This is a genomic window from Caulobacter sp. GW456-12-1-14-TSB4, assembly GCF_059424195.1.
Window position 1 is genome coordinate 167,593 of record NZ_JBWKZF010000001.1, and the last position, 26,255, is coordinate 193,847.

Below are 26,255 nucleotides of genomic sequence, written 5' to 3' on the forward strand. Positions count from 1 at the left end.
CCGCGCCGGCCTCAACGGGGTGGAGCCTCGATGACGAAACTCCCGCCATGCCTCCCGCGAAAAAAGTTTCAGCCTCGGCTGAGACGAACGCCGTCGGCCGTCGAGACGGCGTTCAGGCCCAGGCTGAGCGCCGCCGCCTTGGCGAAGCCATCCGGGTCGCTGGCCGAGAACAGGCCGGTCATCTTCAGCTTAGCCACGGTCGGATCGTCGATGACGATGCGACGGTCGGAATAGCGGGCGAACTCGTCGGCCACCTGATCCAGGGTCAGGCCGTCCAGGTCGATCTGCCCCTGCCGCCAGGCCATGGCCCGGTCGACGGCCGCCGCCCCGACCTCGGTCGGCGCCAGCACTCCGGCCTCGGCCACCCGCACCGCGTGCTCGGCGGTGAGCCGCACCGGTTTGCCCTCGGCCCCGCGCCAGACCTCGACCACGCCCTCGCGCACGATCACCCCGACCTGGCCGTCGGCATGGGTCCGCACCGTGAAGCTGGTGCCCACGGCCCGCACCCGCACGTCGCCGGCCACCACCACGAAGGGCCGGCCGGGGTCCTTGGCGACGTCGAACAAGGCCTCGCCCTGCAGCAGCTCGACCCGCCGCAGCTTGCCGTCGAAGGCGGCGCGGATGGTGGTCTCGGTATTGAGGGTCACGGCCGAACCATCGCTCAGCGGCGCGCGGCGGATGTCGCCCTTGGCCGTGGCCACCCGCCCCTTCAGCCGCAGCCCGCCATAACCGACCGCCCCGACCACCGAGGCCGCCGCCAGCAGGCCGCCGCTCATCAGCAGTCGTCGCCGATCCGCCGCTTTCGCCGCTGGGTGGGACGAGGGCGCGAAGTCCTCGCCCAGCCCTCGGGCGCGGTCCAGATGGGCGCTGACGGCCAGGGCCTTGGCATAGGCGCCGGCCCGGCGGGGATCCTGCGCCGTCCAGGCCTCCAGAGCGGCCTGGTCCTCGTCCGACAGCGGCCCCCGATCGACGCGCGCGGCCCAGGCGGCCGCGGCGGCGTCAATGTCGGCGCTGCTTTCTCGGGTCGTGGTCAACTTGGCTCGGATCCTCGGCGTCTCTGGGACTAGATGCCTGGAAGCGACCGCTTCCGCCACGTCCCAATGCATTCATCAACACGCCGATGCCCTTGCCGACGTGCTTTTCGACGGTGTTCTCCGACACCCCCATGCGCCGGGCCACCTCGCGCTGCGACAGGCCGTGGACCTTGCGCAGGGTAAAGGCCTCGCGGCACTTGGCCGGCAGGCCGGCGATCAGGCCGGCGATGCGCGACAGCTCCTGGCGATCGGCCGCCACCGTCTCGGGCGAAGGCTCCCCGCACGGCGGCTCCAGGGCCTCGACCTCGGCCAGCGCCTCGAAGGCCACGATCCGGCTGCGACGCAGCGACCGCAGCACCACCGACTTGGCGACCTCGAACATGTAGGTCCGGGCGTTGAGGATATGCTCCACCCGCTCCAGCCCTGCCAGGATCGCATAGGTCTCCTGGACGATATCGTCGACCTCCAGCCCCGCCAGCGGCCGCCGGGACAGCCAAGCCCGCAGCGCCGGCTCATGCGGCAACGCATTCCGCGCCAGCCAGATCGCCCGCTCATGCGTGGTCAAGGTCATGGCGCCGGCTGCTAGCAGCGATATGTGACAGCTGGACGCTAGCGCGCGTGAAGAGGCGCCGAGGGCCCGGTTTGGCCCGCCGCGGCGGTCTCTAACAATGTCAGGAGAAAATGGCGCGCCCGGAACGATTCGAACGTCCGACCCTCAGATTCGTAGACGCTCCGAGTATTTTTCGACACTTCACGCCACTTTACGCCAGAGCCCGATAAGCCATTATATCCCCTATACTTTTGGCTTCAAACGTCGCACTCCATCGTGCGTTCGGAAACTTCGCCCGAGAGACCTTTGTACTGGAGTTCCCCAGCACAAAATGGACCCCAGGACAAAGTGATCCCGGAACAGTTTGCTCTCGGAGCCGCGATTAGGGACCGTGGAAATGGTGGAAAAAAGGATCCTGCTGACTGATCGTGCGGTGGCGCAACTGCCGCTGGCGACCATCGATCGATACAAGGTCAGGGACAGCGAACTGTCCGGCTTCGTCGTGATCGTGGGCCGGCGTCGAAAGTCCTACACCGCCCAGGCCGAGCACTGGGCCAATGGCGTGCGCAAGAGCAAGAGCGTGCTGATCGGCTATGCCGGCGAAATCTCGGCGCGGGACGCGCGCGGCCAAGCCAAACTTCTCCTTGCCAAGATTGGGCAGGGCAACGTGGTGCAGTCGCCCAAGAAGAAGCCCGCGCCGCAAGGCGATGGCGTGGTTGGCGGCGTGACCCTCCGTCAGGCCTGGGCGCGTTATCTCGTCGCCCATATGGAGCGCAAGAACCGTAGCCCCGCCACCATCAGAAGCTACGCCGATCACGTCGAGCGCGTCCTGGTCGAATGGATCGATCTGCCGCTCCGGGTCTTGGGCGAGAACCCGGCGATGGTGGCCGAGCGCCATGACACGCTCTCGGAAATCAGCGGCCCGTCCGCCGCGAACGGCGCCATGCGCACGTTGCGAGCGATCTACAACCACGCGCGCAAGAGCCACCGCGACCTGCCCGTCGAAAACCCCACGCTCGCCGTGGACTGGAACAGCGAAAAACGTCGCGACACCGCGATGGGCTCTGACGACCTTCCGACCTGGTTTGCCCAGGCGCGGTTGATGCGTCATCCCGTGCGCCGCGAGTTTCATCTCTTTTCGCTGCTCTCGGGCGGTCGTCCCGGCGCCCAATTGCAGGCGCGCATCGAGCACCTCAATTTGCGCGCTCGAATCCTTCACATCCCGCGCCCCAAGGGCGGCGCGGACAGGGCCTTCGATATACCGCTGTCGCGACCGATGATCCGCTGCCTGATCCGCGCCATCCGCGCGAGCCGGATGCTCTACCCTCATAATCATGGCGGATGGATCTTCGCGGCCGACAGCGCCGACGGCCATATGTCCGAACACAGAGAGTATCGCAAGGTGCTGTCCAAGTGGGGCAATGATCTTCGCCAGACCTACCGCACGATGGGCCAGATCGCCGGCCTGTCGGAAATCGACATGCACCTGCTGATGAACCACAGCATTCCCGGCGTGAACGCCGGCTATATCACGCGCGCCAAACTGATCAGCGGGCACCTGCGCGCCTCGCAGGAGAAGCTGACCGGCACCATGATCCAGGCTGGCAGGTTGAACCCGACCCAGTGGCCAAACCTGCCCTCGCGGCTGATCGGCGACCCGCGTCGCGATCCGACGCTGCCGGATCCGCGATCGAACAAATCGCGCGAAGAGCGGTTTTGGGCGATCGAGGCGCCGCGCCTTCTCAGGGCCGCGTCTTTGCGCCCGGCCACGTCGTCACCCGGGACGGACCTGCAGGGCGACCGGGACGGAAGCCGCAGCGGCGCAGGAGACAGCGGCGGACGTCTGGCCATGGCAGTGGTCGCATCGACTGGACCGTCTGGGCCCGCCCCAAAGGCGCCGCTTCGGCCAGCCGCGTCCAGCGGCGCTCCCGCTACGACCAATGAAAGGCTCGACCCGATGCGATCGCTATTGAACATGTGATTGCGTGCAGGCTTTTGTCGGTCGGAGGGCGAGCGGCTGGCGCCAACGCCCTGATGCGCCACCGGGACCGGTTTGGCTTGACCGCGCCGCCTCGATGGCGACTTTGGCCGCGACCGCCGCATTCCTCAGGCCCCGAAATTGAAATCCGCATGACGCCTTCCGCCCGGCCCCGCCCGCTTTCGGCCCTGCGTGCTTTCCTCCACCATGAGGCCTCCGGCGGCTATGTGCTGATGGCGGCCGCGGCCCTGGCCCTGGTCGTGGCCAACTCGCCGCTGGCCGGATCCTATTTCGCGGCGTTGAAGGCGGAGTTCGGCGTGGCGATCGGCGGCTTTCATCTGAAGGAAAGCGCGCTGCACTGGATCAATGACGGGCTGATGGCGGTGTTCTTCCTGCTGGTCGGCCTGGAGATCAAGCGCGAGGTGCTCGACGGCCAGCTCTCCAAGCCTTCGCGAGTGATCCTGCCCGGTCTGGCGGCCTTGGGCGGCGTCCTCGTCCCGGCCGCGATCTATCTTGTCTTTAACGCCGCCTCGCCGGCAAGCCGCGATGGCTGGGCCATTCCGTCGGCCACCGACATCGCCTTCGCCCTGGGGGTGCTGGCGCTGCTGGGGTCGCGCGTGCCCGCCTCGCTGAAGATCTTCCTGACGGCGATCGCCATCATGGACGACCTGGCGGCCATCATCATCATCGCGGTCTTCTACACCGCCCAGCTGCACCTGGCCTATCTGGCCGGCGCGGGCGCGGTGCTCGTCGCCCTCTTCCTCCTCAACCGCCTGAAGGTCATGACGCTGTGGCCCTACCTGCTGGGCGGCCTGGTCTTGTGGTGGCTGGTGCTGGAGTCGGGCGTCCACGCCACCCTGGCCGGCGTGGCCCTGGCCATGTTGATCCCGCTGCGCAGGAGCCCCGCCTGCCCGGACGATGCGACCTCGCCGCTGCACCGGCTCGAGCACGCCCTGCACAAGCCTGTCGCCTTCCTGATCGTGCCGCTGTTCGGCTTCGCCAACGCGGGCCTTTCGTTCGCGGGTCTATCCCCCTCGGCGATCCTCGACCCCGTGCCGCTCGGCGTGGCCCTGGGCCTTTTCGTCGGCAAGCAGGTCGGCGTCTTCGCGACAGCGATCGCGATCGTTCGCCTGGGCTGGGCCGACATGCCCCGCGACGCCTCGGCCGCCCAACTCTATGGCGTAGCCGTGCTCTGCGGCATCGGCTTCACCATGAGCCTGTTCATCGGCAACCTGGCGTTCGGCGATCCCCTGCTCATCGACGAGACCAAGATCGGCGTCCTCATCGGGTCTGTCGCCTCGGCCGTGCTCGGCATGACCATCCTGCGCCTGGTCAAGCCGTGCGATCCGGCCGCCGCCGACCGCGAGGCCGACTTCGCCGAAGCGTGAACGGCGCGCCCGAGGGCCGCGCGATGAACGCCACCTCGCGGCCGGCGTTGAAATCCTGGCGCTTGAGCAGGAGGTCCATCATGCCGGCCACATCCTTCGCGCAGCACCTCGCCGTCCCTTGAGACGCGCCCGCCGCTGGACTGGCGTTTTCATCCTGGCGCTGGCGTGCGCCGGATGCCAACCGTTGTCCGATCTTGGCTTCGATCGCCGCCCCGTCTCCATCGCCGAGCCCATCGACGGCTCGACGCGTGGGCGCTTGCTGAACACGCTCGACACGCCGCACGCCTGCGCGGCCTGGCTGGCGGCCGCGGGCCTGACGTTCCGGCCCGTGGCCGACCGGACCGAGGACACCTATTGCGTGGTCACTGGGGCCGGCGCGCTGATCGACGCCGCGCCCAGGATTGACCCGCCCTTGTCGCCCGCGCGCCCGATGATGGCCTGTGATCTGGCCGCCGCCGTGGCGCTGTGGAGACGACAATCGGTCGAGCCGGCCGCGCGGGAATTGCTGGGCGCGGAGGTCCGGCAGATCGACCATCTTGGCGTCTATGCCTGTCGCGGGGTTGGCGATCCCGTCACCGGTCGCCCCAGCGCCCATGCGCGTGCGCAAGCCATCGACGTAGCGGGCTTTAGGCTTGCCAATGGCCGACGGATCACGGTGGAGCGGGATTGGCGCGGCCAGGGGCCCGAGGCGGCGTTCCTGCGCCGCGTTCGCGACGATGCCTGCCGGGTGTTCGGGGTGACGCTGTCGCCAGACTACAACGCCGCCCACGCCAACCACCTGCACCTGGAGGTCGGCCCCGGCGGGCTTTGCAGCTAGGACCCTGCGGGGCCGGAGGGACCAAGCTCAAGTCCTTTCCCCATTTGGTCTTAGGCGATCGTCAGCACGATCTTGCCGCGGACGTGCGCGTCCTCCAGGCGCGCGTGGGCCGTGGCGACCTCTTCGAGCGGATAGGTTTCGGACACCACGACCTTGACCTTGCCGGCGTCGATCAGGTCGGCGACCTCCTTCAGCTGGGCGGCGTTGGGCTGGGCGGTGTAGCGCGGGGCTGAACGCGCTTTGTGGGCGGCGGCCTTGGCCTTGTCCGGTTCCTGCAAGGTCGAGACCATGATCCCGCCTTCGCGCAGAACCGACCAGGAGCGGTCCTGGGTCTCGCCCGCGATGAGGTCGAAGACCATGTCGACGTCGCCGGTCACGTCCTCGAAGCGCTGGTTCTTGTAGTCGATGGCGGTGTCGGCTCCGAGTTCGCGGACGAAGTCGAGGTCATCTTCCCCGCAAGTGGTGATCACCGTCGCGCCCTTGGCCTTGGCGAGCTGGATGGCCAGATGCCCGACGCCGCCGGCCCCGCCATGGATCAGGACCTTTTGCCCGGCCTGCAGCCCACCGTGGTCGAACAGCCCTTGCCACGCGGTGATCGCCGCCAAGGGAACGCCGGCGGCGTGGACGAGATCTACGGTGGTGGGCGCGGCGGCCAGCTCGACGGCCTTGACCACCACGAAGCGGGCCTGGGCGCCGCGATCCTGGCCGATGAACGCGAAGACCGCATCGCCCTTGCTCAGCATATAGTGGGCCCGCGTGCCGACGGCCTCGATGACCCCGGCAAGGTCACGGCCCAGCGTCACTGGCAGATCCCCCTCCTTGACGGCTGGATACTTGCCCTGGCGGATCTTGAAATCGACTGGGTTGGCGCTGGCGGCCGCCACACGGACCAGGACCTCATCGTCCTTAGGCTGGGGAATGTCGATCGTTTCGACACTCAGGACGTCCCGCTCGCCAAAGCGGTTAAGGCGCACGGCCCTATTTTCCATGTCGTCGCTCATCTTCGCGGTCTCCGAGATCAACTCAAAACCGCCGAACGCCGCAGACGATCCGTCGATGCGCGAGAGGTCCTTCAAGATCGCCGGCGGCGGTAAAAGCCTACGCTTCGCGGCCCCCGCGCGCCGCGCCTGCGGCCAATTCGATCCGGCCGACCGATCAGGTCGCAAAGCGTTCTGCCGAAAATGCGCCCCGGTCACGACCGCGGTTCGCGCGCCTGCGCGAAACCGCGCTGGCCGCAGCACGTTTTGACGACGCCAGCCAGGCGACGCGCGGCGCCGCCCGGACGCTATCATCAGGGAGTTGCGCCATGCCGCGCGGAGACAGGTCCAGCTATACCGACAAGCAGGAACGCAAGGCCGACCACATCGCCGAGTCCTACAAGGACAAGGGGGTCTCGACCAAGGAGGCCGAAAGCCGGGCCTGGGCCACCGTCAACAAGGACGACGGCGGCGGCAAGAAATCCGGCTCGGGTCGCGGCAAGTCGACCGGCCATCCCGCCGCGCACAAGGGCGGCGAAAAGGGCGGCAAGGCCTCGGCCTCGCGCAGCGCGGCCGAGCGGTCCGCCTCGGCCAAGAAGGCCGCCGCCACGCGCAAGCGTAACGCCGAACACCACGCCCACCACTAGGAGGGCGTCATGACCTGCGTTTTCCACGTCGCGCCGTTCGACGGCGGCTGGTGCGTCAAGATCTGCGACACCGGCGAGGTGCTGTTCTTCAAGACCGGTGGCGAGGCCGAGCGCCAGGCGCGCCGCCTGTCTGCCCTGCATCCCGGCCCCAGCGAGGTGCAGGTGCATGACCGCTTAGGCCGCAGGGTCGGTCGCTGGATCGATGGCGCGTCGCTGCTCGAACACGAAATGAGCGCCTCACGCCTCACGCCCGTCACACCCCTGTCGCTTCCCCCCCTCCTGCCGGAACACCACGATGACCAAGCCGCCTGACAAGGACCGCCGCCTGATCCTCGCCGCCGCCGCCACCGGCGGCCTCGCCGTCGCCGCCCCCGCGGCGGCCCAAAGCCAGAAAGCAAAGCCCATGGCTCCGCCGCCCGATCCGACCACGGCCTATCCAAGACCGCCCTTTCCCAAGCAGCAACAACCCTGGCCGGGCCTGACCAGCAAGATGGACCCCAGGCCCGATCACGGCGAGACCAGCTACAAGGGCTCGGGCCGCCTCCAGGGGCGCAAGGCGCTGCTCACGGGGGGCGACAGCGGCATTGGCCGGGCCGCCGCCATCGCTTTTGCCCGCGAGGGCGCGGACGTGGCCATCAACTATCTGCCGGCCGAGGAGCCTGACGCCCAGGAGGTGGCCAAGCTGATCCGCGAGGCCGGGCGCAAGGCGGTGCTGATCCCCGGCGACATCAAGGACGAGGCCTTCTGCCAGCAGTTGGTCGAGCGGGCCGTGGGCGAGTTGGGCGGCCTCGACATCCTGGTCAACAACGCTGCCCGGCAGTTTTCGCGCGACTCGATCCTCGACATCACGACCGCCGAGTTCGACGAGACCTACAAGACCAATGTCTACGCGATGTTCTGGATCACCAAGGCGGCGGTCCCGCACCTGAAGCCTGGCTCGGCGATCATCAACACCGCCTCGGTCAACGCCTACGATCCCAGCGAAAACCTGCTGGACTACGCCTCGACCAAGGGCGCGATCATGATCTTCAGCAAGGGGCTGGCCAAGCAGCTCGCCCCCAAGGGGATCCGGGTCAACGCCGTGGCTCCGGGGCCCTTCTGGACGCCGCTGCAGGTCACCGGCGGCCAGCCCGCCGACAAGCTTCCCCAGTTCGGCGCCGACAGTCCGATGGGTCGTCCGGGCCAGCCGGCCGAACTTGCGGGCATCTACGTCCTGCTGGCCTCGCCGGAAGCCAGCTACTCGACCGGCCAGGTTTTCGCTGCCGTCGGCGGTCGCGGCGGACCCTAGACCCGAAGGAGATGTGTGATGGCCAAGAAGGCCAAGAAGGCCAAGAAGGATGGAGGCCGCAAATGGTCGGCCGAGGTCACCGAGACCAGCGATGCGCTAAACCTGAAGGCGCACGTCTTCGAACAGGACGACCCGGCCAAGATCGCCGCGTCGCTAAAGCGCTCGGCCGAGCACAGCCACCGCCGCAAGGCCTCGCCGTTCCAGTCGGCGATGTCGATGCTGACCTTCTACATCAACCGCGCCGGCAAGAACCTCTCGGCCGAGCGCAAGCATAAGCTGAACGAAGCCAAGGCCGAGCTTCGCCAGCAGTTCCATCGCAAGCCCGGCTGAGCGCGCGGGTCTGGCCACGGCGCGTTTTATTGTCCGCTTCCAGGAGAACGTCATGCCCGAGACAAACACGACCGATCAGCCCAAACCAAAGGAACCCCATCCCGCTGGCCTGGAAGCGCCACCCCATCCCGCCCAGGACTCGACGCGAAAGACGGACGCGACCAGCGACCCGACCGCGGATGACCCTGGCAACGGCGCCGACTAACAGCGTCCTGGCGTAAGAGGCAGCGGACCGGTGTCGATGCCGCACGCACCCCGGGGCGAGTCCGGCTGCTCCGTGCGCGTTGGGATCGAGGGTCGCCTCAGCTTCGCCGGCGCAGCGCCAAGGTCTTGGACCGGGGCGCTGACGTCGACGAAATCCAAGGCTAAAGGTACGGTCGCCAAGGTCACGATCGGAGGAGCGCCATGCAGCTTTGGTACGCCTCAACCTCGCCGTTCGCGCGAAAGGTGCGCGTCGCCGCCGAGGAGTTGGGGCTGACAAGCGGGCTGGACCTGATCGAAGTCGATCCCTGGACCAACACGCGCCTGCGGGCGCTCAATCCCCTCGCCAAGGTCCCGACCCTTGTGCTGGACCAGGGCGAATGCCTCTACGAGTCCGCGGTGATCTGCGATTATTTCGACGCGCTCGGCCCCGAGCGCCGTCTCATCCCGCCGGCCGGCCCTGGCCGCTGGCGCGCCTTGCGCCTCCAAGGCTTGGCGGACGGCGCATCCGCCGCCGCCGGCCGTCTTTTCGCCGATGAGCACAGACCCCGAAACGAGCGATCTGACGGGGTCATGGAACGCCAGCGTCTGGCTCTGGCCGCCGCGCTCGCGGCGGTGGACGCCGAACGCCTGGATCCTGAGATCTGCACCGTTGGCGAAATCTCGGTGGGCGTCCTGCTGGGCTACCTTGATTTTCGTTGGCCCGACCGCGAATGGCGTCGGGCTCGCCCAGCCCTGAGCGAATGGTTTTCGGGCTTTTCGGCGCGTTATTCCATGGTCAGCACCGAGCACCGGCCAGCCCGTCCCTTGTAAGGCGGGCGCACGACGACCTCGTCCGTCGCGCGGCCCCAGCGGCGGCAAGACCCGTGACCTCTGACGCTTCCACCGAAATCCAATCGGGCCGTCGGCGCGCGCCAGGGAGGCTAAAAAACGCTCCCTTCGGCTTCAGCATACACGGCGCAGACGCCAGGCGTCGGAGCCTAACCGAGCGGCTTCTGATAGGTTTGCGCCGGTTCGTCGTCAGGCGCCAAAGCGCGCTGCAAGTGCTCAAGGGTCTTCCTGGCGGCGTCCAGGGTCAGGGAACCACTTAAACCATCAGGACCTGTCAGCACGACTTCGCCGTCGACGAGTTCGGCGCTAAGCGGGGTATCGAATGTTTGGTGTGTCATTCCGTGCAAACGCCGAGCCGCGTTCGGAGTTCACGATCAAGTCGACGCTCATTGGCGACCCGATTTGAGGCGTCCAACGCCTCCCGTCCGAAAGCGCAGCGCCTTCGCGTGGGGTTGTCACGTATGAGAACCCTTGAACCGGCCCAGCCAATCCGCCAAATAGCGTCACCGCCTACGGGGCTATCGCGCCTACGCTGCCGGACCCCCGTCCAAGGCCCGTGGAGCTTGCAGGTGAAGGCCATTCGTCCCAAAGCCCTGACCGACCTGGCGCACGCCGAGCGCTTCGAGTTGCTCATCCAAGCGGTCAAGGATTACGCGATCTATCTGCTCGATCCACTCGGCTATGTCGCCAGCTGGAATCCCGGCGCGGAACGGTTCAAGGGCTACACGGCCGACGAGATCATCGGCCAGCATTTCTCCAAGTTCTACACCGACGAGGATCGCGCCATCGATCTGCCGGGGCGCGCGCTCGAGACCGCCACGTCCGAAGGCCGGTTCGAGGCCGAGGGCTGGCGGGTGCGCAAGGATGGCTCGCGGTTCTGGACCCACGTCGTCATCGATCCTATCGTGGGCGAGGATGGCGCGATCATCGGCTTTGCCAAGATCACACGCGACGTCTCGGACAAACGGGCGGCGGAACAGGCTCGGTTCGAGAGCGAGCAGCAATTTCGCCTGCTGGTGCAAGGGGTGCGCGACTACGCCATCTATCGGCTCGACAAGGACGGTCTGGTCTCCAGCTGGAACGCCGGCGCAGAGGCGATAAAGGGCTACCGCGCCGACGAGATCATCGGCCGCCACTTCTCCACCTTCTACACGCCCGAGGACCGGGAAAGGGGTGAGCCGGATCGCGCCCTGGCCACGGCGCTCGCCACCGGCAAGTTCGAGGGTGAAGCCCAACGGGTCCGCAAGAACGGCGAGGTTTTCTGGGCGCACGTCCTGCTGGATCCGATCTTCGACGACGCGGGCGAGCAAATCGGCTTTGCCAAGGTCACGCGCGACATCACTGAAAAGCGCGCGGCCCAGGAAGAGCTGGAACGCAGCCGCGAGGCGCTCAACCAGGCCCAGAAGCTAGAGGCCATTGGCCGACTGACCGGCGGGGTCGCCCACGACTTCAACAACCTTCTGACGGTCATCCGGGCCTCGGCGGACTTCCTGATGCGCCCGGGGCTGAGCGAGGACAAGCGCACGCGTTATGTCCAGGCCATCGCCGAGACCGCCAACCGGGCCGCCGTCCTGACCGGCCAATTGCTCGCGTTCGCGCGCCGCCAGCCGCTGCAGCCCGAAGTCTTTGACGCCGGGGCGCGTCTTCGCGGCCTGGAGCAGATGATCGCCACCACCGTCGGCGCGGTCGTCGATGTCCAGATGTCGCTGCCAGACGAGCCCTTCTGGATCGAGGCCGACCCCAGTCAGTTCGAGACGGCCGTCCTCAACGTCATCATCAACGCCCGCGACGCCATGCCCAGGGGCGGCGCGATCCGGGTGTCGGTGTCGTCGGTCGACCAGGTGCCGCCGGTGCGCGGCCACGCCGCCGCCAGCGGCGCTTTCGTGGCCCTGAGCATCGCCGATACGGGCGTGGGCATGTCGCCGCAAACCCTGCAGCGCATCTTCGAGCCGTTCTTCACCACCAAGGCCGTGGACAAGGGCACGGGCCTGGGCCTTAGCCAAGTCTATGGCTTTGCCAAGCAGTCCCACGGCGAGATCGCCGCCGAGAGCCAGGAAGGGGTCGGAACGACCTTCACGCTCTATCTGCCGCGCGCCAAGGCGCCGACGCAGAGCGCCCTTCCCGCTCCGTCGCCGGCGCCGCAAACCCTGCCGGCGCGTCGCATCCTTTTGGTCGAGGACAATGAAGGCGTGGGCCGATTTGCGGCGGGGCTTCTGACCGAGCTTGGCCAGACCGTCACTTGGGTCGGCGACGCCTCAAAGGCGCTCGCGATCCTGAAGGCGGGCGCGGGCGATTACGACCTCCTGTTCTCGGACGTCGTCATGCCGGGGATGAGCGGCATCGAGCTGGCCCAGCAGGTCCGCGCCCTGTGGCCCGACCTGGAGATCATCCTGACGAGCGGCTACAGCCACGTCCTGGCGGAGAAGGGCAATCACGGCTTTGCCCTGCTTCACAAACCCTACTCCATCGAAGGCCTGCTCGCGGCCCTACGACAAGATCCAGCCTAAGGACGCGACAACAGCTCCGCACGGCGGGCAAGGCGCTGCCAGCGCCGCGCCCGAGGGTCGGGCAAGGCGTGCCCGACCCCTATTGTTCTCACGGCCGGGGATCGCCCGCCGAAGAGAGTTCGAACGGTTCGACGGCGGCGTTGTGCGGGAGCGTGAACTGGGCCGCCAGACCCTCGGACCGCCAATGCATCTGGGCCTGGCCGCGAAGTTGCCGCTCGATGATGGCGTCGATCATGGTCGCGCCAAAGCCGGGGGGACGACTGATGGCCGGTTCGGGACCGCCGGTCTCGACCCAGGACAGCACCAAACCAGTGTCGCCGCCGTGGTGCCACGTGACGCTCACATGTCCTGCGCCCTGCGACAGGGCGCCGTGGCGCCAGGCGTTGGCGATCATCTCGTGCAGCACGAGCGCCAGGGGCTGGACGAGGGTCGCGGCGACCTGGAACGGCGGGCCCATCAAGGTCACCCTGTGCCCGGCGGGCCCCACCAGCGCCTTCAGCAGGTCCTCAAGCAGGATGTCGCGCCATCCCTCGCGCCCGAGCAGGGCGTGGGCGGTGGCGAGCGCCTGGACACGGTTCTGGATCGCTGAGGCATACCGCGCCGGATCGTCGGCGCGGCTCAGGCGCACGATGCCCTGGACGATCGCCAGGGCGTTCATCGCCCGGTGATCGACTTCTCGCAGGAGCCGGTGCTCGACGATCTGCAGGGATTGCGCGCGTCGGCGTTCGGTGACGTCCAGCTGCGAGGCGAAGAAGTAGAGGAGTTGCCCATCGTCAGCGTGGACGGGGCTAAGGTGCAGGCGGTTCCAGAACGACGTGCCGTCCTTGCGGTAGTTGAGGAGTTCGACGGTGCACTCCTGCTGCGCCGCCACCGCGGTGCGAATTTCAGCGATCGCCCCCGAGGCCGTCTCCGGGCCCTGCAGGAAGCGGCAGTTGCGGCCCAAGACTTCATCGGCGTCATAGCCGGTCAGTTCGAGGAAGGCGTTATTGGCCAGGACGATCGGATTGTCGGGGGCCTGCGCGTCGGTGATCACCATCGGCATGCGCGTGCGCTCGACGGCGACGAACGCCAATTCCTTGCGGTCGGCGCGACCCTTCGCGGTCGAGGCGGCCGGCTCATCGCCGTGGAGGCCGGGGGCCGGCAGGACGACGTCACTCATGGGATGCTCACATGGATTCGGATCAACCCAACGCCGGCCGCCAAAAGCCGTTGCACCTCAAGGCCCAGGATGTCCTCGGGCGTGCTTTCCTACGTGCGCCACGCAGGCCAAAGGCTCAAAGCGCGGCGGTGATCTGGCAAACGACCCCTTCGGGCGCGAAGGTGATCGTACAGGCACCGCCAAGCTCGGCGGCCAGGCTGCGCTGGAGCAATCGGGTCCCAAAGCCGCGCCGGGTCGGGGTGACGACAGGTGGCCCGCCGCGTTCGCGCCAGCTCAGGTCGAGGACGCCGCCGGCGTCTCCCCAGACGATGTCCACCACGCCCTCGTCATTGGCCCAGGCGCCGTATTTGGTGGCGTTGGTGGCAAGTTCCTGAAGAGCCATCGCCAAGCTCAGCGCCGTTTGCGGCGCCAGCCGCACCTCGGGTCCGCGCACGCTCAGGCGCGCGCCAGCAGGCGCGTAGGCCTTGACCGCGACGTCGATGATCTCCCCAAGGTTCGCCCCATCCCAGTTTTCGCGCGTCAGGACGTCATGGGCGCGCGACAGGGCCACCAGGCGGCTTTCGATGTCGTGCTGGGCCGCGCCCGTCACGCCGGCGTTGCGCAGGGTCTGGAACGTCACCGACTGCACGGTCGCCAGCGTGTTCTTCACCCGATGGTTCAGCTCGTTGATCAGCACTTGCTGCTGTTCGGCCAAGCGTCGCTCCTGGGTGATGTCACGCAGCACCCGGATGCCATAGGCGGGCGCGTCGTCGGCGGCGTCGACACGGGACGCTCGAAGCTCCACCCAGCCGACCGCGCCATCCGGGCGCACATAGCGCTTTTCCAGGCTGTAGTGATCGAGTTCACCGCGCATCTGCCGCGCGAAGAGGTAACGTTCGGCCTCGTGGTCGTCTTCGTGGGTGATGTCCCAGAACTTCACCCCGATCAGGGATGGGGCGGTTCGGCCACAGATCTCGCAAAGCTGCGCATTGACGGCGAGGAAGCGGCCCTCCGCGTCGACCTCGGCGATGCCGATCGGCGCATGGGCGTAGGTCGCCCGCAGCCGCTGGTCCTGAACCCTGAGTCTGGCCGCGGCGGCGAGCTTTTCGGTCTGGTCCCGAAGGTAGGCGGTAAACAACGGCGCGTCGTCCAGCCGCACGACATTGATGGCCAGCTCCACGGGAAAGGTCGTTCCGTTGGCGCGGATGGCCTGCAACTCCAGCCGCCGGCCCAGAATGGACCCACGCCCCTGGGCCAGATAGCGCGCCAGACCATCGCGATGGGCCTGGCGCAAACTTTCCGGCACGATCAGCTCGGCTAGGTCCTGGCCGATGGCTTCGGCCGCGGTGTAGCCGAACATCACCTCGGCCTGATCGTTCCAATCGACGACCTTTCCATCGCCTGACATGGTGACGATCGCGTCCAAGGCCGCGTCGAGCACCGCCGCCTTCGCGGCGCGGGCGTTGGCGATGATGGTCTTGGCGCGGCTTTCGTCCGTGGCGGCCGCCAGCAGGATCAGCGTGCCGCCGGTGACGGCGATGAACTGCTGGGCGTAGAGGGCGCGCGCCGCCAATCCGGTATAGATTTCCGAAAGCGGACCCACGCCGGAGGTCGCGCTGGCCAAGGCCAGGATGGAGACGATCAGCAGCGCCAGCGTCACGCCGCGCAGGCTGAAGATGATGGCGATCGCCGCCAGGACCGGGAAAAGATGCCAGGTTCGCAGGTGAAAGGGGGTCAGGCCAAACAGCACCACAACGCTGAAGGCGGCGAGGAGGACGAGGCTCGCCGCCAAGCCGAGCGTCTCGCGCGGCGAGGCTTGGGTGGCGCGTCGCCAAGCCAGGATCAGTGGCGCGACAATGATCACGCCGCTCGTATAACCAAGACACCAGGCGGCGAACGCCACGGGCATGCTCGAGGGCGCCGCGCCGCTTAGCCAGAGAACCAGGAGGCCCGTGAGGGCAGAGAGAAGCGCGCCCGCCGCCCCCGCCGCGAGCAGGGCGACGATATCGTAGACGGCGACGAGGCGAAGATCGAAGCGTGAGCGATGCTTGAGCCAGGCGACCGGTGCGGCGGTGCTCAGGGCCGAGGCCGCCGCGACCAGGAGATCTCCCCACCACGGCGGGGCGCTCGAGACGAGGATCGCCGTCAGCAGCCGACCCAGGAAAATAGCCGGCCAAAGCCTGACGCCGCCGACCAGGAGGACGGCGAAGGCAAAGCCCGAGGCGGGCCAAACCGCCGTTCCCGCTCCGCGATAGACGCCCCACCCAAGCCCAAGAACGCCCAGCGCCGCGTAGCCTGCAGTCGTTGCGACGATGCGGCCCAGATCATCGCGGTTTGGAAGAAAGGAGGACGCCACGCGAACCTTAAGCTGACCGGAGACCGATGACGACGACCGTAGCGCCTTGCAAGGCTTGCTGTCACTCGGGTCGACGATCTGCCCCCGGCGGGCTCAAGAAAGTCGCCGCACGCTCGCGACAGAACCGGACAGGAAACCGGCGCGCCCTCCGTCACGGTCTCCGCCACGCGAGGCGGGCATAAACTGTCGGCAACCTAACACTATAATTTTCCTGAGGATTTTGGCATCCAGGCCAGTCCCTGGCGCGTATCTTGCGGTATAGACTCGAAGGAGCAAAATCATGACGATCAGACGCGCCGCTGTGGCGGCCATGCTCGTTCTTGCCGCCGGCCTGACAGCCTGCGCCACCGCCACGCCCTACCAGCCCAATGTTCGTGGCCAGGCCGCCTCGGGCGGGTTTTCGGATCTGCGCCTGGAGCCGGATCGATACCGGGTGACCTTCGCGGGCAACAGCCTGACGTCGCGAGAAACCGTCGAGCGCTACCTGCTCTATCGCTCGGCCGAGCTGACGACTCAGCAAGGCTTTGACTGGTTCGAGACCGCCGACCGGCGAACCGACCGCGATGCGCGCACCACGATCGAACAGGACCCGTTCATGCGGCCAGGCTTCGGCTATGGGGCGGGCTACGGCTCCTGGCGCCCGGCTTGGCGCTACTATGGCCCTCGCTATGGCGGCTGGCGCAGCTGGGATCCGTTCTGGGGCGATCCGTTCTTTGCTGATCGCGCTCGGGTGCGAACGGTCGAGAAGTTCGAGGCCTCCGCGGAGATCGTCCTGCACAAGGGAGCAAAGCCTGCCGGCGACCCGCGCGCCTACGACGCCCGGGAAATTCTTTCGAGCCTGGGGCCCAACATCCAGCGGCCATCCTGACAGGACGCGGCGTCGAGGGCGTCGCGCAGCTTGGCGGGTCGGGTCGCCTTGCAAGGCGGCGCCGCCCCGACGGTGTTGGCGGCGACCTCTTCCGTCTGGGCGTCATCGAAGGCGCGCGCCACGGCTTGCTTCGTTGGCGAGCGTCAGGGTTCGAGGGCCGTCCGGGATGCTGGGGGGTCGATCCTTTGCACGCCCTTCAATCGTACAGGGCGGATATCGGCTCGCGATGGGTGAGCCGGCCTCCAGTTCGGCGCTGTCACCCACGGCAATCCTATCGCGGATAGGCTCAAGGCAAGAGGCCAGAACCGAGGGAGACAGCGTGCTCGACGATCGCGCTCTCGACGGCGCTGGCGATGACGCCGATAGCGTCCAACTCCGTCGGCGTTGGGCTGCGCGGCGTGTGGTGATAGACCGCGAACGTGCCGAGGACCGCGCCGCCCGCGTCGAAGAGCGGCCTGGACCAGCAGGCCCTCAGACCGTGGCGCAGCGCCAGATGGCGAAAGTCGGCCCACAGAGGGTCGCGCTCTACGTCGGTCACATAGACGGGGTGGCCCAGGAACGCCGCCGTGCCGCAGGATCCGACGCCCGGGCCGATTAAGATGCCATCGATAGCCTCACAATAGCCCACCGGCAGGTTCGGCGCCGCGCCATGTCGTAGGCGCTCGCCCGTTTCATCCACGAGCAGCACCGAGGCGACCATGCCCCCGCCCGATGCGATTTCGGCGGTCAGCAGCAGCTCTTCGAGCTTCGCGCGCAAGGGCAGCACGACTTCGCGCGGGGCTTGATGCGCTGCGCGTACGGCGCCAAGCGCGTCCTCTAGCTCGATTGCCGCGCCAATGCCCATGTCTTGACCCATCGCTGAATGCCCGCCCAGCAACGCTGGAAGCGCCACGGAAAGAAAGCCGAAGTCCGCGCTTTGTTGCCATCGCGTTCCAGATGTCTATGGTTGCAGGGCTAGGCGCTTGAGCCGCGAAGAGTCCTCAAATGACGGTAACGGCGCTGTTGATCGACGACAGCAAGCTTGCGCGCATTGTCCTGCGCAAGGCCATCTGCGCCCTGCAGCCGGACTGGACCGTGCTCGAGGCCGCCGATGCGGTCGAAGCGCTGGCCAAGATCGATCAGGAGGCGATCGATCTGGCCGTGCTCGACTACAACATGCCGGGACAAAACGGTCTGGCGCTGGCCGAAACCTTGCGCGAACAGTTTCCGAAAATGCCGCTCGCCCTGGCCACGGCCAATGTCCAGGACGAGATCATCAGCGCCGCGCGCGCCATCGACGTGACCTTCGTGGCCAAGCCCGCGACGCCGGACACTCTGCGCGGCTTCATCTCCGGGGCGGCCCTGCGGTTGAGGTCTCGGCCCGCGTGACGCAGGTCGATGTCGGAACCGTCGGGCGGCCCAAGGCTTCTTCTCCCGATCCTGGAGCGCCATCGTGGCGGCCGGATCATGGAACCACCCCCCATGCACACCTTTACCGTCGTGACCGTCCGGTCGCGCCGCGCCCCCCTGGCGCCGCAACGCGCCATCGCCAGCCCAGCGGCTTTCCCGCGCCCGCGCACGATTCTCCGGCTGCCGGCCATGGCCCAAACCGCCGCGACCACCTAAGCGCGCGGACCGGCCGGTTGAGCCCAGACGCCCTGGCAGCGCGGCCGTCGCTCACGGCCTTGGCGACATCGACCCAATGACGCCGATCGACGATCTGCTCGACGCGCTCGAGCACGACGCCCTGGTCGAACTGGTCAATATGGGCGTGGGCCGCGCGGCCGCGGGACTGGCCGCGATGGTCGGGGAGCAAGTCCACCTGACGGTGCCGAATTTGGCGCTCGTCACCCGCGCCCAGGCCGCCGCGCTTCTCGCCGCTCGCGATCCCCACCGCCTGATCGCCGTGCACCAGCGCTTTGAGGGCGATATCAGCGGCCGGGCCCTGCTGATCTTCCCCGAGGCCAAGAGTCTTGAATTGGTGCGCGCCGTGGCGGGCGCGGACCTGTCGCTGGAAGATATCGCCGAACTCGAGCACGAGGCCTTGGCCGAAACGGGCAATGTTGTGCTGAACGCCTGTCTGGCGACCATGGCCAACATGCTCGAGCGGACGCTGAAGATGTCCCTGCCCGACGTGGTGCGCGGCCATGGGGCCGAGCTCTTGGGGCTGTCGCCCGCCGCGGAGACAGAAGTCGTGCTGCTGCTCTACATCGACTTTTCGGTGCGGCGTCGCGCGCTCGGCGGCTACATCGTGTTCCTGATGGACATGCCCTCGCTGATGGCGCTGAAGGCGCTGATCGGAGAGTTCATTGACCGCGCGACCGGCGCGCCGGCCCAGGTCTGATCGGGCGATGCATCGCGATCTCCTCAACAGCTTGAACGTCGGCGTGCTGGCCCTCGACCGCGAGCGTCGCGTGGCCGTCTGGAACGCCTGGCTAGCAGGCGCCACCGGCCTGAGCGAGGCGCACGCGCTTGGTCACACGCTGAGCGAACTCTTCCCCGGCGCGGATCTCTCAAAGCTTGATCGCGCGGCGCGGGAGGCGGCGCAGAACGGCGCCTCGCGCCTGCTGAGCCACGCCCTGCACCCTGGCCTGCTGCCGCTTCGCACGCGCGCCGACCGGCCCATGCTGCATGACATCGTCGTCGGCCCGGTCGGCGAGCCCCCCTTTGCGCTCATCTTCGTGCAGATCACCGACGTGACCGTGGCCGCCGAACGCGAGCGCGTGTTGCGCGAGCGCCAGAACGCCCGCTACGCCGCCGTCGTCGACAACGCCCGCGACGGCATCCTCACCGTGGACGAGACGGGTATTGTCCAGCACGTCAACGCTGCGGCCGGACGTCAGTTTGGCGTCGAGGCTGTCAGTCTGGTGGGCGCCAGCGTCACGTCGCTGTTCGAGGACGGCCAGGCGTGGGAGCAAGTCTGGCGCAACGCCATTGGTGGGCGCGGGGAGGACGAGCGCACGGAACTGATCGTGCGCCGCCCCGACGGCTCGACCAGCTATCTGGAGGCGTCGGCCTCGCGGTGGCAGAGCCAGACCCAGGCCTATGCGAGCGTCATCCTACGCGACGTCAGCGAGCGCCACGCCACCGATGCGGCCTTGCGACAGCTTAATGACGACACCTCCGCCTCCCTGCTGGACGAGCGTCGCGTATCGGAGCTGCGAGAACAGTTCATCGCCGTGCTCGGGCACGATCTGAGAAATCCCCTGGCCTCCATCGATTCAGGCATTCGCATCCTACTGCGCGACCCGGCCAACGAGCGCGCCCGCACGATCAGCACGATGATGCAGCAGTCGGTGCTGCGCATGGCGAGCCTGATCGACAATGTTCTGGATTTCGCGCGCGGGCGCTTGGGCGGGGGCATTGCCCTGCGCCTGCGTCCCGAACGGATCGAGCCAGTCCTCGAACAGGTCGTGGCCGAATTGCGCTCAACCTGGCCCGATCGCGAGATCCAGACCACCTGGGCGCTGCCCGATCCGATCGCCTGCGACATCACCCGCCTGGCTCAACTGTTCTCCAACCTCCTAGGCAACGCCCTGACCCACGGCGCGAAGGACGGACCCATTGTCGTGTTGGCGACACATCGCAACGGCGAGTTCGAGCTCTCGGTAAGTAACCCGGGCGACGACATTGCGGCAGCAACGCTTGAAAGACTGTTCCAGCCCTTCTCGCGGGGCGACGTCACGCCCAATAAACAAGGATTGGGCCTGGGTTTGTTTATCTCCTCTGAGATCGCTAAGGCCCATGGCGGAGTATTAAGAGCGACTTCGACACAGAAAACCGTGCGCTTTATTTTTACGATGCCCGCGAATTAATTGAACATTCAGACCATCGGCGGGTTATGGTCCGGTCAAAGGCGGTAGCGACATGGTCCACGTTCTTATTATCGAAGATGATCCGCTGATCGCCATGAACCTTCAGCTGCTGCTTGAGGAAAACGGCGCCACGTCCAGCATCATCGTGGCGACGCAGGATGAGGCCATCGACGCGGCAAGACAGAAACGACCCGCTTTCATCACCGCCGACGTCGGTTTGGCGACCGGCACCGGCCCGGCCGCGGTGGCGGCGATCCATCGGGCGCATGGCTGGATCCCGGTGATCTTCATCACCGTTCAGCCCGACGCCGAAGATCGGCTGGCCAGGACCGGAGAAGTCTTCGGCAAGCCCGTCAACGAGCGAGCCATCGCCAACGCGTTCAAGACCAAAATGGCCGCCTAGACGGCCACGCGCTCGCCTAGTCTGGGGATTTTTCGTCGTGCTCGTCGATCGACGCCACGACGGCTTGCGGGTCGGTAGGCTGGGCCATCGCTTCGGATTCGGCGTCGATGCGGTCAGCGACCTCGGGCTGGTCACGGCGTAAGGCTTCCAGCAGTTCGATGATCTTGGCGCTTTTCCGGTCGGCGAGCAGCGCCAGCTCCAGGGTCAGCTGGGCGCGGCGATCGGCCAGTTGATCCTCCCGTCTCTGGGTGACGAGGATCAGGATCGAGACGACCAAGGCCGCGATGGTGGCGGCCAGCTCCAGCCACGCGAAGGACGGTTGATCGACGCGTCCGCCGCCGCGCCAAGCCGCCAAGCCCGACCATCCGGCAAGAACGATGACCATGACGATGACGGCCGCGGGCCGGCCAAGTCGATCCGTCAGGGCGTCGATGGTCCGCTGCAGCGGCGAGGCGTTGCGATAGTGCTCGCGATGGAATTGAGCGACCGCCTCGACGGATTCAGCGACGTGATCGGCCAAGCCGTTGGAGGATGACAGCTCGGGTTTCGCCGAGACGGTCATGAAGCCTTCCGCTTGCCAGGTCCCGCCTTTGAGGCCTTGGCGCGAGGCTTGGCGCGGGTTGCCGCCTTCGGGCCCGGCTCCGCCGCGCCGCGCGGCGCGGGCGCGGCGCGAGATTGGCGCTCGGCCTGGGCCTTGGCGGCGATCTTGGCGCTTCGCTCGGCGTCTTTCTGGCACCGCGCGTGCAAGGCTTCCAATTCCTTGTCGGTCAGCTTTTCGATGCCCATGAACTCGTCCAAGGCGTCGGAGGCGCGGATGAGTTCGTCGAGCTTGGTCTGCAGGGCTGCGCCGTCGCGATTTTGGGTATTCTGGATGAGGAACACCATCAGGAAGGTGATGATGGTCGTGCCGGTGTTGATCACCAGTTGCCAGGTTTCGGAGAACTTGAAGAGCGGGCCGGTGACGGCCCAGAGCAGCACCGATGCGACGCACAGCAGAAAGGCGACGGGACTGCCCGTCGCCTTGGCCGTGGCGTTCGCGAACTTCGCGAACAGCTTGTCCATGGTCAGTGGGCCGCGAGCGTCGTGCTCTGCAGGGTCGGCGTCTCGGGGACCGGCAAGCCGCCGGCCTTGTAGGTCGAGATCAACTGAGCCTTCTCGGCGGCCATCTGCTCGCCCAGGGCGTCCATGTCCAGGCCCGCCTTGCGGGCTTGGCTGAACATCCCCTCGACGCGCCTTTCCTCTTCCTCGACGTGGTGCTCGATCATTTCCGACAGCACCTTGACCTTGGCGTCGTAGAATTCGTCGTCGGGGCCGCCCGCCTCGATCTCGGCGATCAGCACCTTGGCGCCGTCGTGCTCGACATAGGCCTCCTTCAAGAGGTCCGCCTCCACCTTGCCCTCGCAGGCGGGGTAGAAGATGTCCTCCTCGATCTTGGTGTGGACGGTCAGCTCCATGCAGATCTGTTCGGCCAGGGCCTTTTTCTTGCCATCGCCCTTGGCGGCCTCGAACTGGGCGAACAGCGCCTCGACCTTGCGATGATCAGCCTTGAGCAAGGCGACGGCGTCGAGCTTAGGGGCGGCGGTGGCCATGATGTTTTTCTCCTCGCACAGCCAGGGAGACTGTCGCTGCAAGCAACGAGGAGGCGGCGCGCTCGTTCCTCTACTTCTCGATGTTGCGAAACGTTCGCGTCTGGATTTACGGACGCCGTCTCCGCGGCTATTGCGAGCCCTGGCGATTTGCCATCCACTGGCGAGGCGGGACGTGACGTCGCGCCCAAGAGTGTATTCCCGGCAATGGCTGAGGTGCGGCCTCGGGTGCGGCCATCAACGCGCCGGACCAGTGCCGCGACGTGCAGCGCCCTGAGACGCTCGGCTTGCGACCTGTCTCGCCATGGCCCGCAAGGAGGCCACGAGCCCGGAACTTGGCCGCTCCGCCATCGTTAGCTCGCAACGGGGAAAACATCCGCGCGGGCGAAGGCTCGCCAGCCTTGGGACCTTCCATGACAACTCGCCACGCGTTCGCCCTCCTGGGCTCGGTCTGCGCTTTCGCCCTGGTCGGCGCGGCCTGCTCCAAGAACACCGACGGGGCCAAGACTACGGGCGATACGCCCGCGGCCGCCAGCCAAACGACGCAAGCTGGCAAGCCCGACGCCGACATGCAGGCCGTGCTCGACAAGCTGGCCTCGCTGGGCGGCAAGCCGATCGAGACCCTCTCGCCGACCGAGGCGCGCTCGCAACCGACCCCAGCCGACGCGGTCAAGGCCGTGATGACGGACAAGGCCATTGCCGCCGACACCACCGTCACGACCAAGGACGTCACCTACCCCGCCGGCGCGGGCGTCCAGAAGGCGCGGATCTACACGCCGGCCGGCGTCGCCGCCAACGCCCCGGTGGTGCTCTACATCCACGGCGGCGGCTGGGTGATCGCCGACCTCGACGTCTATGACGCCAGCCCGCGCGCCCTGGCCAAGGCCACCGGCGCCATCGTCGTCTCGATCGAGTATCGCCACGCGCCGGAAGCCAAGTTCCCCGCCGCCCACGACGACAGCGTCGCGGCCTGGAAGTGGCTGCTGGCCAACGCCAAGACCTGGGGCGGCGATCCGACCAAGGTCGCCGTGGTCGGCGAGAGCGCCGGCGGCAACATGGCCGTCAACGTCGCCATCGCCGCGCGAAACGACAAGCTGCAGGCGCCGTTGGCCGTCGTCGCCGTCTATCCGGTGGCCGACAGCAACATGGCCACCGGTTCGAAGGTCAGCAAGGCGACCGCCAAGCCGCTCAACACCCCGATGCTGGCTTGGTTCTTCACCAACACCTTGGCCAAACCCGGCGACGCCTTCGATCGGCGCCTCAACCTCGTGGGCGCCGACCTGAAGGGCCTGCCGCCGACCACGATCATCGTCGCCGAGATCGACCCGCTGCACGACGACGGCGTCAACCTGGCGGACAAGCTCAAGGCCGCCGGCGTCCAGACCGATCTCAAGGAATATGCCGGCGTCACCCACGAGTTCTTCGGCATGGGCTCGGTGGTGGCCAAGGCCAAGGACGCTGAGGACTACGCCGCCGGCAAGCTCAAGGCCGCCTTCGGCCTGTAGGACGAAAGCCGGAGCGGTCGAACCGCTCCGGCCTGTCGTTTCCCACCGCTCGCCGCGCGCTCTAGGCCTTGTCCGACCCCGGCTCGGCCATCTTGCGGTGTTGCTCGGCCAGCACGCTCTGCGGGGTCACCGCCGCCATCGCCGCCTGCAGCTTGTTCTTGAAGCCGGCGACGACATCGCCCTCACCCTTCTGCATGGCGCGGTAGCCCGTCAGCGCGACATCGGCCGGGTCGGCCTTCTTCGGATCGGCGCCGACCTTGGTGTCGAGCATGTCGGCGCGTTCGAAGAATTCCGTGTCGGTGGGTCCGGGCATCAGGCAGCTGACGGTGACGTTGGTGTCCTTCAGCTCGTTGCGCAGCGCCCAGGCGAAGCTGTCGAGGAACGCCTTGGTGCCGTTGTAAACCGCCTGGAACGAGCCAGGCATCAGGCCGGCAATGGAGCCGGTGATCAGGATCCTGCCACGGTCGCGCTCGCGCATGTCGCGGGCGACCTTCTGGATCAGATAAACCGTGCCGGTGATGTTGGTGTCGATGACGAACCGTGCCTCGTCCCAATCCTGGTCCAGGAAGCCGTGGCCTAGGCCCCGGCCGGCATTGGCCATCAGGGCGTCGACCTGACGATCCCCGATCAGGGCCAGCAATTGGTCGACACCGTCCGTGGTCGACAGGTCCACCTGCAGCGCCTCGACCTTGCCGCCGTGCTGCGCCAGGCCGTCCTTTGCTTCGGCGATCGACGGCTCGTCGGCGGCGATCACCAGGTCGTAGCCGTCTTCGGCGGCCAGGCGGGCGAGTTCGTAGCCGATGCCGGACGAAGCGCCGGTCACCACGGCCAGGGGGCGAATGTCTTCGATCATCACGCGGCTTCCTTCTGCCAGTCGGGCTTGAGGACGACCTTGGTCACCTCGTTCTGGTTTTCCTTGAACATCTTGTAGCCGTCGGGCGCGCTCTCCAGCGGCAGGCGGTGGCTGATCAGGAAGGTGGTGTCGATGACGCCTTCGCCGATCAGGTCCAGCAGCGGGCGCAGGTACTTCTGGACATGGGTCTGGCCGGTGCGGATCTGCAGGCCCTTCTCCATCAGCGCGCCGATCGGGATCTTGTCGCCCATGCCGCCATAAACGCCGGGGATGGAGACCCGGCCGCCGGTGCGACAGGCCATCAGAACCTCGCGCAGCACGTGGGCGCGATCGGTGCCCAGGCGCGTGGCGACCTTCACCGCGTCGACGACGTTGTCGATCGAAAAGCCGTGGCTCTCCATGCCGACCGCGTCGATGCAGGCGTCGGGGCCGATACCGCCGGTCATGGCCATCAGGGCCTCGCGGACCTTGACGTCGTGGTAGTTGATCACCTGCGCGCCCTTGGAGGCGGCCAGCTCCAGGCGGTGGGGATGGTGGTCGATGGCGATCACCTTGTGGGCGCCCTGGATCAGGGCGCTCTGGATCGCAAACAGGCCGACGGGCCCGCAGCCCCAGACCGCCACCGTGTCGCCGGGTTCGATCTGGCAGTTCTCGGCCGCCATCCAGCCGGTCGGCAGGATGTCGGAGAGGAAGAGCACCTTATCGTCCTCCAGCCCATCGGGAATGACGATCGGTCCCACATCGCTATAGGGCACGCGGACATATTCGGCCTGGCCGCCGGCATAACCGCCGGTCATGTGGGAGTAACCGAAGAGGCCGGTCATCGGCGCGCCATAGGCGATCTCGCCCAGGTCTTGCGTCTCGGCCGGGTTGGAGTTCTCGCAACCCGAGAACTGCTGCTTCTCGCAATGGAAGCATTTGCCGCAAGCGATGACGAACGGAACGACGACCCGCTGGCCCTTGCGCAGGGTCGAGCCGGGGCCGGTCTCGACGACCTCCCCCATGAACTCGTGGCCCAGGATGTCGCCCTTCTCCATCGAGGGGATCATGCTGTCATAGAGGTGCAGGTCCGAACCGCAGATGGCGGTCGAGGTGATCTTGATGATCGCGTCGCGGGGATTGACGATCTTGGGATCGGGCACGGTGTCCATCCGGACGTCGTGCTTGCCGTGCCAGGTCAGGGCGCGCATGGGCGTCTCCTACG

Annotated in this window: 28 protein-coding genes; 17 read left to right on the top strand and 11 right to left on the bottom strand. The window is 67.2% G+C overall.

The features are described 5' to 3' along the window. Nucleotides 1–68 precede the first annotated feature (68 nt). Together AC07YH_RS00710 and AC07YH_RS00715 are read right to left on the bottom strand one after the other, a co-directional pair. Complete coding sequence (locus AC07YH_RS00710; RefSeq protein ID WP_494745093.1) at nt 69–1,034, bottom strand: FecR family protein; 966 nt, start codon at nt 1,032–1,034, stop codon at nt 69–71. Then, complete coding sequence (locus tag AC07YH_RS00715) at nt 1,000–1,605, bottom strand: RNA polymerase sigma factor (RefSeq protein WP_494745094.1); 606 nt, start codon at nt 1,603–1,605, stop codon at nt 1,000–1,002. Before AC07YH_RS00715 ends, AC07YH_RS00710 begins: the two co-directional genes overlap by 35 nt. Before the next feature lie 376 nt (nt 1,606–1,981). Here AC07YH_RS00715 and AC07YH_RS00720 point away from each other — a divergent pair, with 376 nt between their 5' ends. The 3 genes from AC07YH_RS00720 (at nt 1,982) to AC07YH_RS00730 (ending at nt 5,767) form a co-directional block, all read left to right on the top strand. Continuing rightward, nucleotides 1,982–3,565, top strand: a complete 1,584-nt coding sequence (locus tag AC07YH_RS00720) for a tyrosine-type recombinase/integrase (RefSeq protein WP_494745333.1) — start codon at nt 1,982–1,984, stop codon at nt 3,563–3,565. A 149-nt stretch (nt 3,566–3,714) separates the two neighbouring features. Then, complete coding sequence (nhaA, locus tag AC07YH_RS00725; RefSeq protein ID WP_494745095.1) at nt 3,715–4,950, top strand: Na+/H+ antiporter NhaA; 1,236 nt, start codon at nt 3,715–3,717, stop codon at nt 4,948–4,950. Nucleotides 4,951–5,134: 184 nt separating this feature from the next. Beyond that, nucleotides 5,135–5,767: an extensin family protein gene (locus AC07YH_RS00730; protein WP_494745096.1), complete on the top strand. Its 633-nt coding sequence runs from the start codon at nt 5,135–5,137 to the stop codon at nt 5,765–5,767. Nucleotides 5,768–5,817: 50 nt separating this feature from the next. Here AC07YH_RS00730 and AC07YH_RS00735 read toward each other — a convergent pair whose 3' ends face one another. Next, on the bottom strand, nt 5,818–6,768 hold the full coding sequence (locus tag AC07YH_RS00735) for an NADP-dependent oxidoreductase (RefSeq protein ID WP_494745097.1): 951 nt from the start codon (nt 6,766–6,768) through the stop codon (nt 5,818–5,820). On the opposite strand from AC07YH_RS00735, the gene AC07YH_RS00740 reads away from it, so the two are divergent. From AC07YH_RS00740 to AC07YH_RS00770, 7 genes are all read left to right on the top strand, one after another. Then, nucleotides 6,755–7,015, top strand: coding sequence for a hypothetical protein (locus AC07YH_RS00740; protein WP_494745098.1), 261 nt, complete (start codon nt 6,755–6,757; stop codon nt 7,013–7,015). The two genes, AC07YH_RS00735 and AC07YH_RS00740, sit on opposite strands and share 14 nt — an antisense overlap. A gap of 58 nt (nt 7,016–7,073) precedes the next feature. Next, complete coding sequence (locus tag AC07YH_RS00745; protein ID WP_494745099.1) at nt 7,074–7,391, top strand: plasmid stabilization protein; 318 nt, start codon at nt 7,074–7,076, stop codon at nt 7,389–7,391. Nucleotides 7,392–7,400: 9 nt separating this feature from the next. After that, nucleotides 7,401–7,703, top strand: a complete 303-nt coding sequence (locus AC07YH_RS00750) for a hypothetical protein (protein ID WP_494745100.1) — start codon at nt 7,401–7,403, stop codon at nt 7,701–7,703. After that, the gene (locus tag AC07YH_RS00755) at nt 7,687–8,679 is read left to right on the top strand and encodes an SDR family oxidoreductase (protein WP_494745101.1); all 993 of its coding nucleotides are present in this window, start codon (nt 7,687–7,689) and stop codon (nt 8,677–8,679) included. The genes AC07YH_RS00750 and AC07YH_RS00755 overlap by 17 nt, the downstream gene beginning before the upstream one ends. Nucleotides 8,680–8,697: 18 nt before the next feature. Then, nucleotides 8,698–9,009 (top strand): DUF3175 domain-containing protein, encoded by a 312-nt coding sequence (locus tag AC07YH_RS00760; RefSeq protein ID WP_494745102.1) that lies wholly within the window; start codon nt 8,698–8,700, stop codon nt 9,007–9,009. A gap of 405 nt (nt 9,010–9,414) precedes the next feature. Continuing rightward, nucleotides 9,415–10,023 carry a glutathione S-transferase family protein gene (locus AC07YH_RS00765; RefSeq protein WP_494745103.1) on the top strand — a complete coding sequence of 203 codons (609 nt, stop codon included), beginning with the start codon at nt 9,415–9,417 and terminating at the stop codon, nt 10,021–10,023. Nucleotides 10,024–10,610: 587 nt separating this feature from the next. Next, the gene (locus tag AC07YH_RS00770) at nt 10,611–12,548 is read left to right on the top strand and encodes a hybrid sensor histidine kinase/response regulator (protein WP_494745104.1); all 1,938 of its coding nucleotides are present in this window, start codon (nt 10,611–10,613) and stop codon (nt 12,546–12,548) included. A gap of 88 nt (nt 12,549–12,636) precedes the next feature. Here AC07YH_RS00770 and lov read toward each other — a convergent pair whose 3' ends face one another. After that, nucleotides 12,637–13,707 (bottom strand): blue-light-activated histidine kinase, encoded by a 1,071-nt coding sequence (gene lov, locus AC07YH_RS00775; RefSeq protein WP_494745105.1) that lies wholly within the window; start codon nt 13,705–13,707, stop codon nt 12,637–12,639. A gap of 115 nt (nt 13,708–13,822) precedes the next feature. After that, entirely contained in the window at nt 13,823–16,042 is a 2,220-nt protein-coding gene (locus tag AC07YH_RS00780; RefSeq protein ID WP_494745106.1) for a PAS domain S-box protein, read from the bottom strand. Nucleotides 16,043–16,322: 280 nt separating this feature from the next. On the opposite strand from AC07YH_RS00780, the gene AC07YH_RS00785 reads away from it, so the two are divergent. After that, nucleotides 16,323–16,910 carry a CC0125/CC1285 family lipoprotein gene (locus AC07YH_RS00785; protein WP_494745107.1) on the top strand — a complete coding sequence of 196 codons (588 nt, stop codon included), beginning with the start codon at nt 16,323–16,325 and terminating at the stop codon, nt 16,908–16,910. Between the two features lie 286 nt (nt 16,911–17,196). Here the strand turns inward: AC07YH_RS00785 and AC07YH_RS00790 are convergent, their stop codons facing one another. Beyond that, nucleotides 17,197–17,754: a GAF domain-containing protein gene (locus tag AC07YH_RS00790; RefSeq protein WP_494745108.1), complete on the bottom strand. Its 558-nt coding sequence runs from the start codon at nt 17,752–17,754 to the stop codon at nt 17,197–17,199. A gap of 140 nt (nt 17,755–17,894) precedes the next feature. Here AC07YH_RS00790 and AC07YH_RS00795 point away from each other — a divergent pair, with 140 nt between their 5' ends. The 5 genes from AC07YH_RS00795 to AC07YH_RS00815 all read left to right on the top strand — a co-directional run bounded on the left by AC07YH_RS00795 (nt 17,895) and on the right by AC07YH_RS00815 (nt 21,107). After that, nucleotides 17,895–18,278, top strand: a complete 384-nt coding sequence (locus AC07YH_RS00795) for a response regulator transcription factor (RefSeq protein WP_494745109.1) — start codon at nt 17,895–17,897, stop codon at nt 18,276–18,278. Nucleotides 18,279–18,371: 93 nt separating this feature from the next. After that, nucleotides 18,372–18,515: a hypothetical protein gene (locus tag AC07YH_RS00800; RefSeq protein WP_494745110.1), complete on the top strand. Its 144-nt coding sequence runs from the start codon at nt 18,372–18,374 to the stop codon at nt 18,513–18,515. A 76-nt stretch (nt 18,516–18,591) separates the two neighbouring features. Continuing rightward, nucleotides 18,592–19,233: a chemotaxis protein CheX gene (locus AC07YH_RS00805; RefSeq protein ID WP_494745111.1), complete on the top strand. Its 642-nt coding sequence runs from the start codon at nt 18,592–18,594 to the stop codon at nt 19,231–19,233. Nucleotides 19,234–19,240: 7 nt separating this feature from the next. Then, nucleotides 19,241–20,704, top strand: coding sequence for a sensor histidine kinase (locus AC07YH_RS00810; protein WP_494745112.1), 1,464 nt, complete (start codon nt 19,241–19,243; stop codon nt 20,702–20,704). 52 nt (nt 20,705–20,756) lie between these two features. Beyond that, entirely contained in the window at nt 20,757–21,107 is a 351-nt protein-coding gene (locus AC07YH_RS00815; protein WP_494745113.1) for a response regulator, read from the top strand. A gap of 16 nt (nt 21,108–21,123) precedes the next feature. Here the strand turns inward: AC07YH_RS00815 and AC07YH_RS00820 are convergent, their stop codons facing one another. The 3 genes from AC07YH_RS00820 to AC07YH_RS00830 are packed head-to-tail and all read right to left on the bottom strand — an operon-like array spanning nt 21,124 to nt 22,696. After that, nucleotides 21,124–21,669 (bottom strand): DUF1003 domain-containing protein, encoded by a 546-nt coding sequence (locus tag AC07YH_RS00820; protein WP_494745114.1) that lies wholly within the window; start codon nt 21,667–21,669, stop codon nt 21,124–21,126. Next, nucleotides 21,666–22,169 carry a low affinity iron permease family protein gene (locus tag AC07YH_RS00825; RefSeq protein WP_494745115.1) on the bottom strand — a complete coding sequence of 168 codons (504 nt, stop codon included), beginning with the start codon at nt 22,167–22,169 and terminating at the stop codon, nt 21,666–21,668. The genes AC07YH_RS00820 and AC07YH_RS00825 overlap by 4 nt, the downstream gene beginning before the upstream one ends. 2 nt (nt 22,170–22,171) lie before the next feature. After that, entirely contained in the window at nt 22,172–22,696 is a 525-nt protein-coding gene (locus AC07YH_RS00830; protein WP_494745116.1) for a hemerythrin domain-containing protein, read from the bottom strand. A gap of 410 nt (nt 22,697–23,106) precedes the next feature. Here AC07YH_RS00830 and AC07YH_RS00835 point away from each other — a divergent pair, with 410 nt between their 5' ends. Beyond that, complete coding sequence (locus AC07YH_RS00835) at nt 23,107–24,198, top strand: alpha/beta hydrolase (protein ID WP_494745117.1); 1,092 nt, start codon at nt 23,107–23,109, stop codon at nt 24,196–24,198. A gap of 61 nt (nt 24,199–24,259) precedes the next feature. Here the strand turns inward: AC07YH_RS00835 and AC07YH_RS00840 are convergent, their stop codons facing one another. Then, nucleotides 24,260–25,051, bottom strand: a complete 792-nt coding sequence (locus tag AC07YH_RS00840) for an SDR family NAD(P)-dependent oxidoreductase (RefSeq protein ID WP_494745118.1) — start codon at nt 25,049–25,051, stop codon at nt 24,260–24,262. Further along, nucleotides 25,051–26,241 carry a zinc-dependent alcohol dehydrogenase gene (locus tag AC07YH_RS00845; protein ID WP_494745119.1) on the bottom strand — a complete coding sequence of 397 codons (1,191 nt, stop codon included), beginning with the start codon at nt 26,239–26,241 and terminating at the stop codon, nt 25,051–25,053. The genes AC07YH_RS00840 and AC07YH_RS00845 overlap by 1 nt, the downstream gene beginning before the upstream one ends. Between the last annotated feature and the right edge of the window lie 14 nt (nt 26,242–26,255).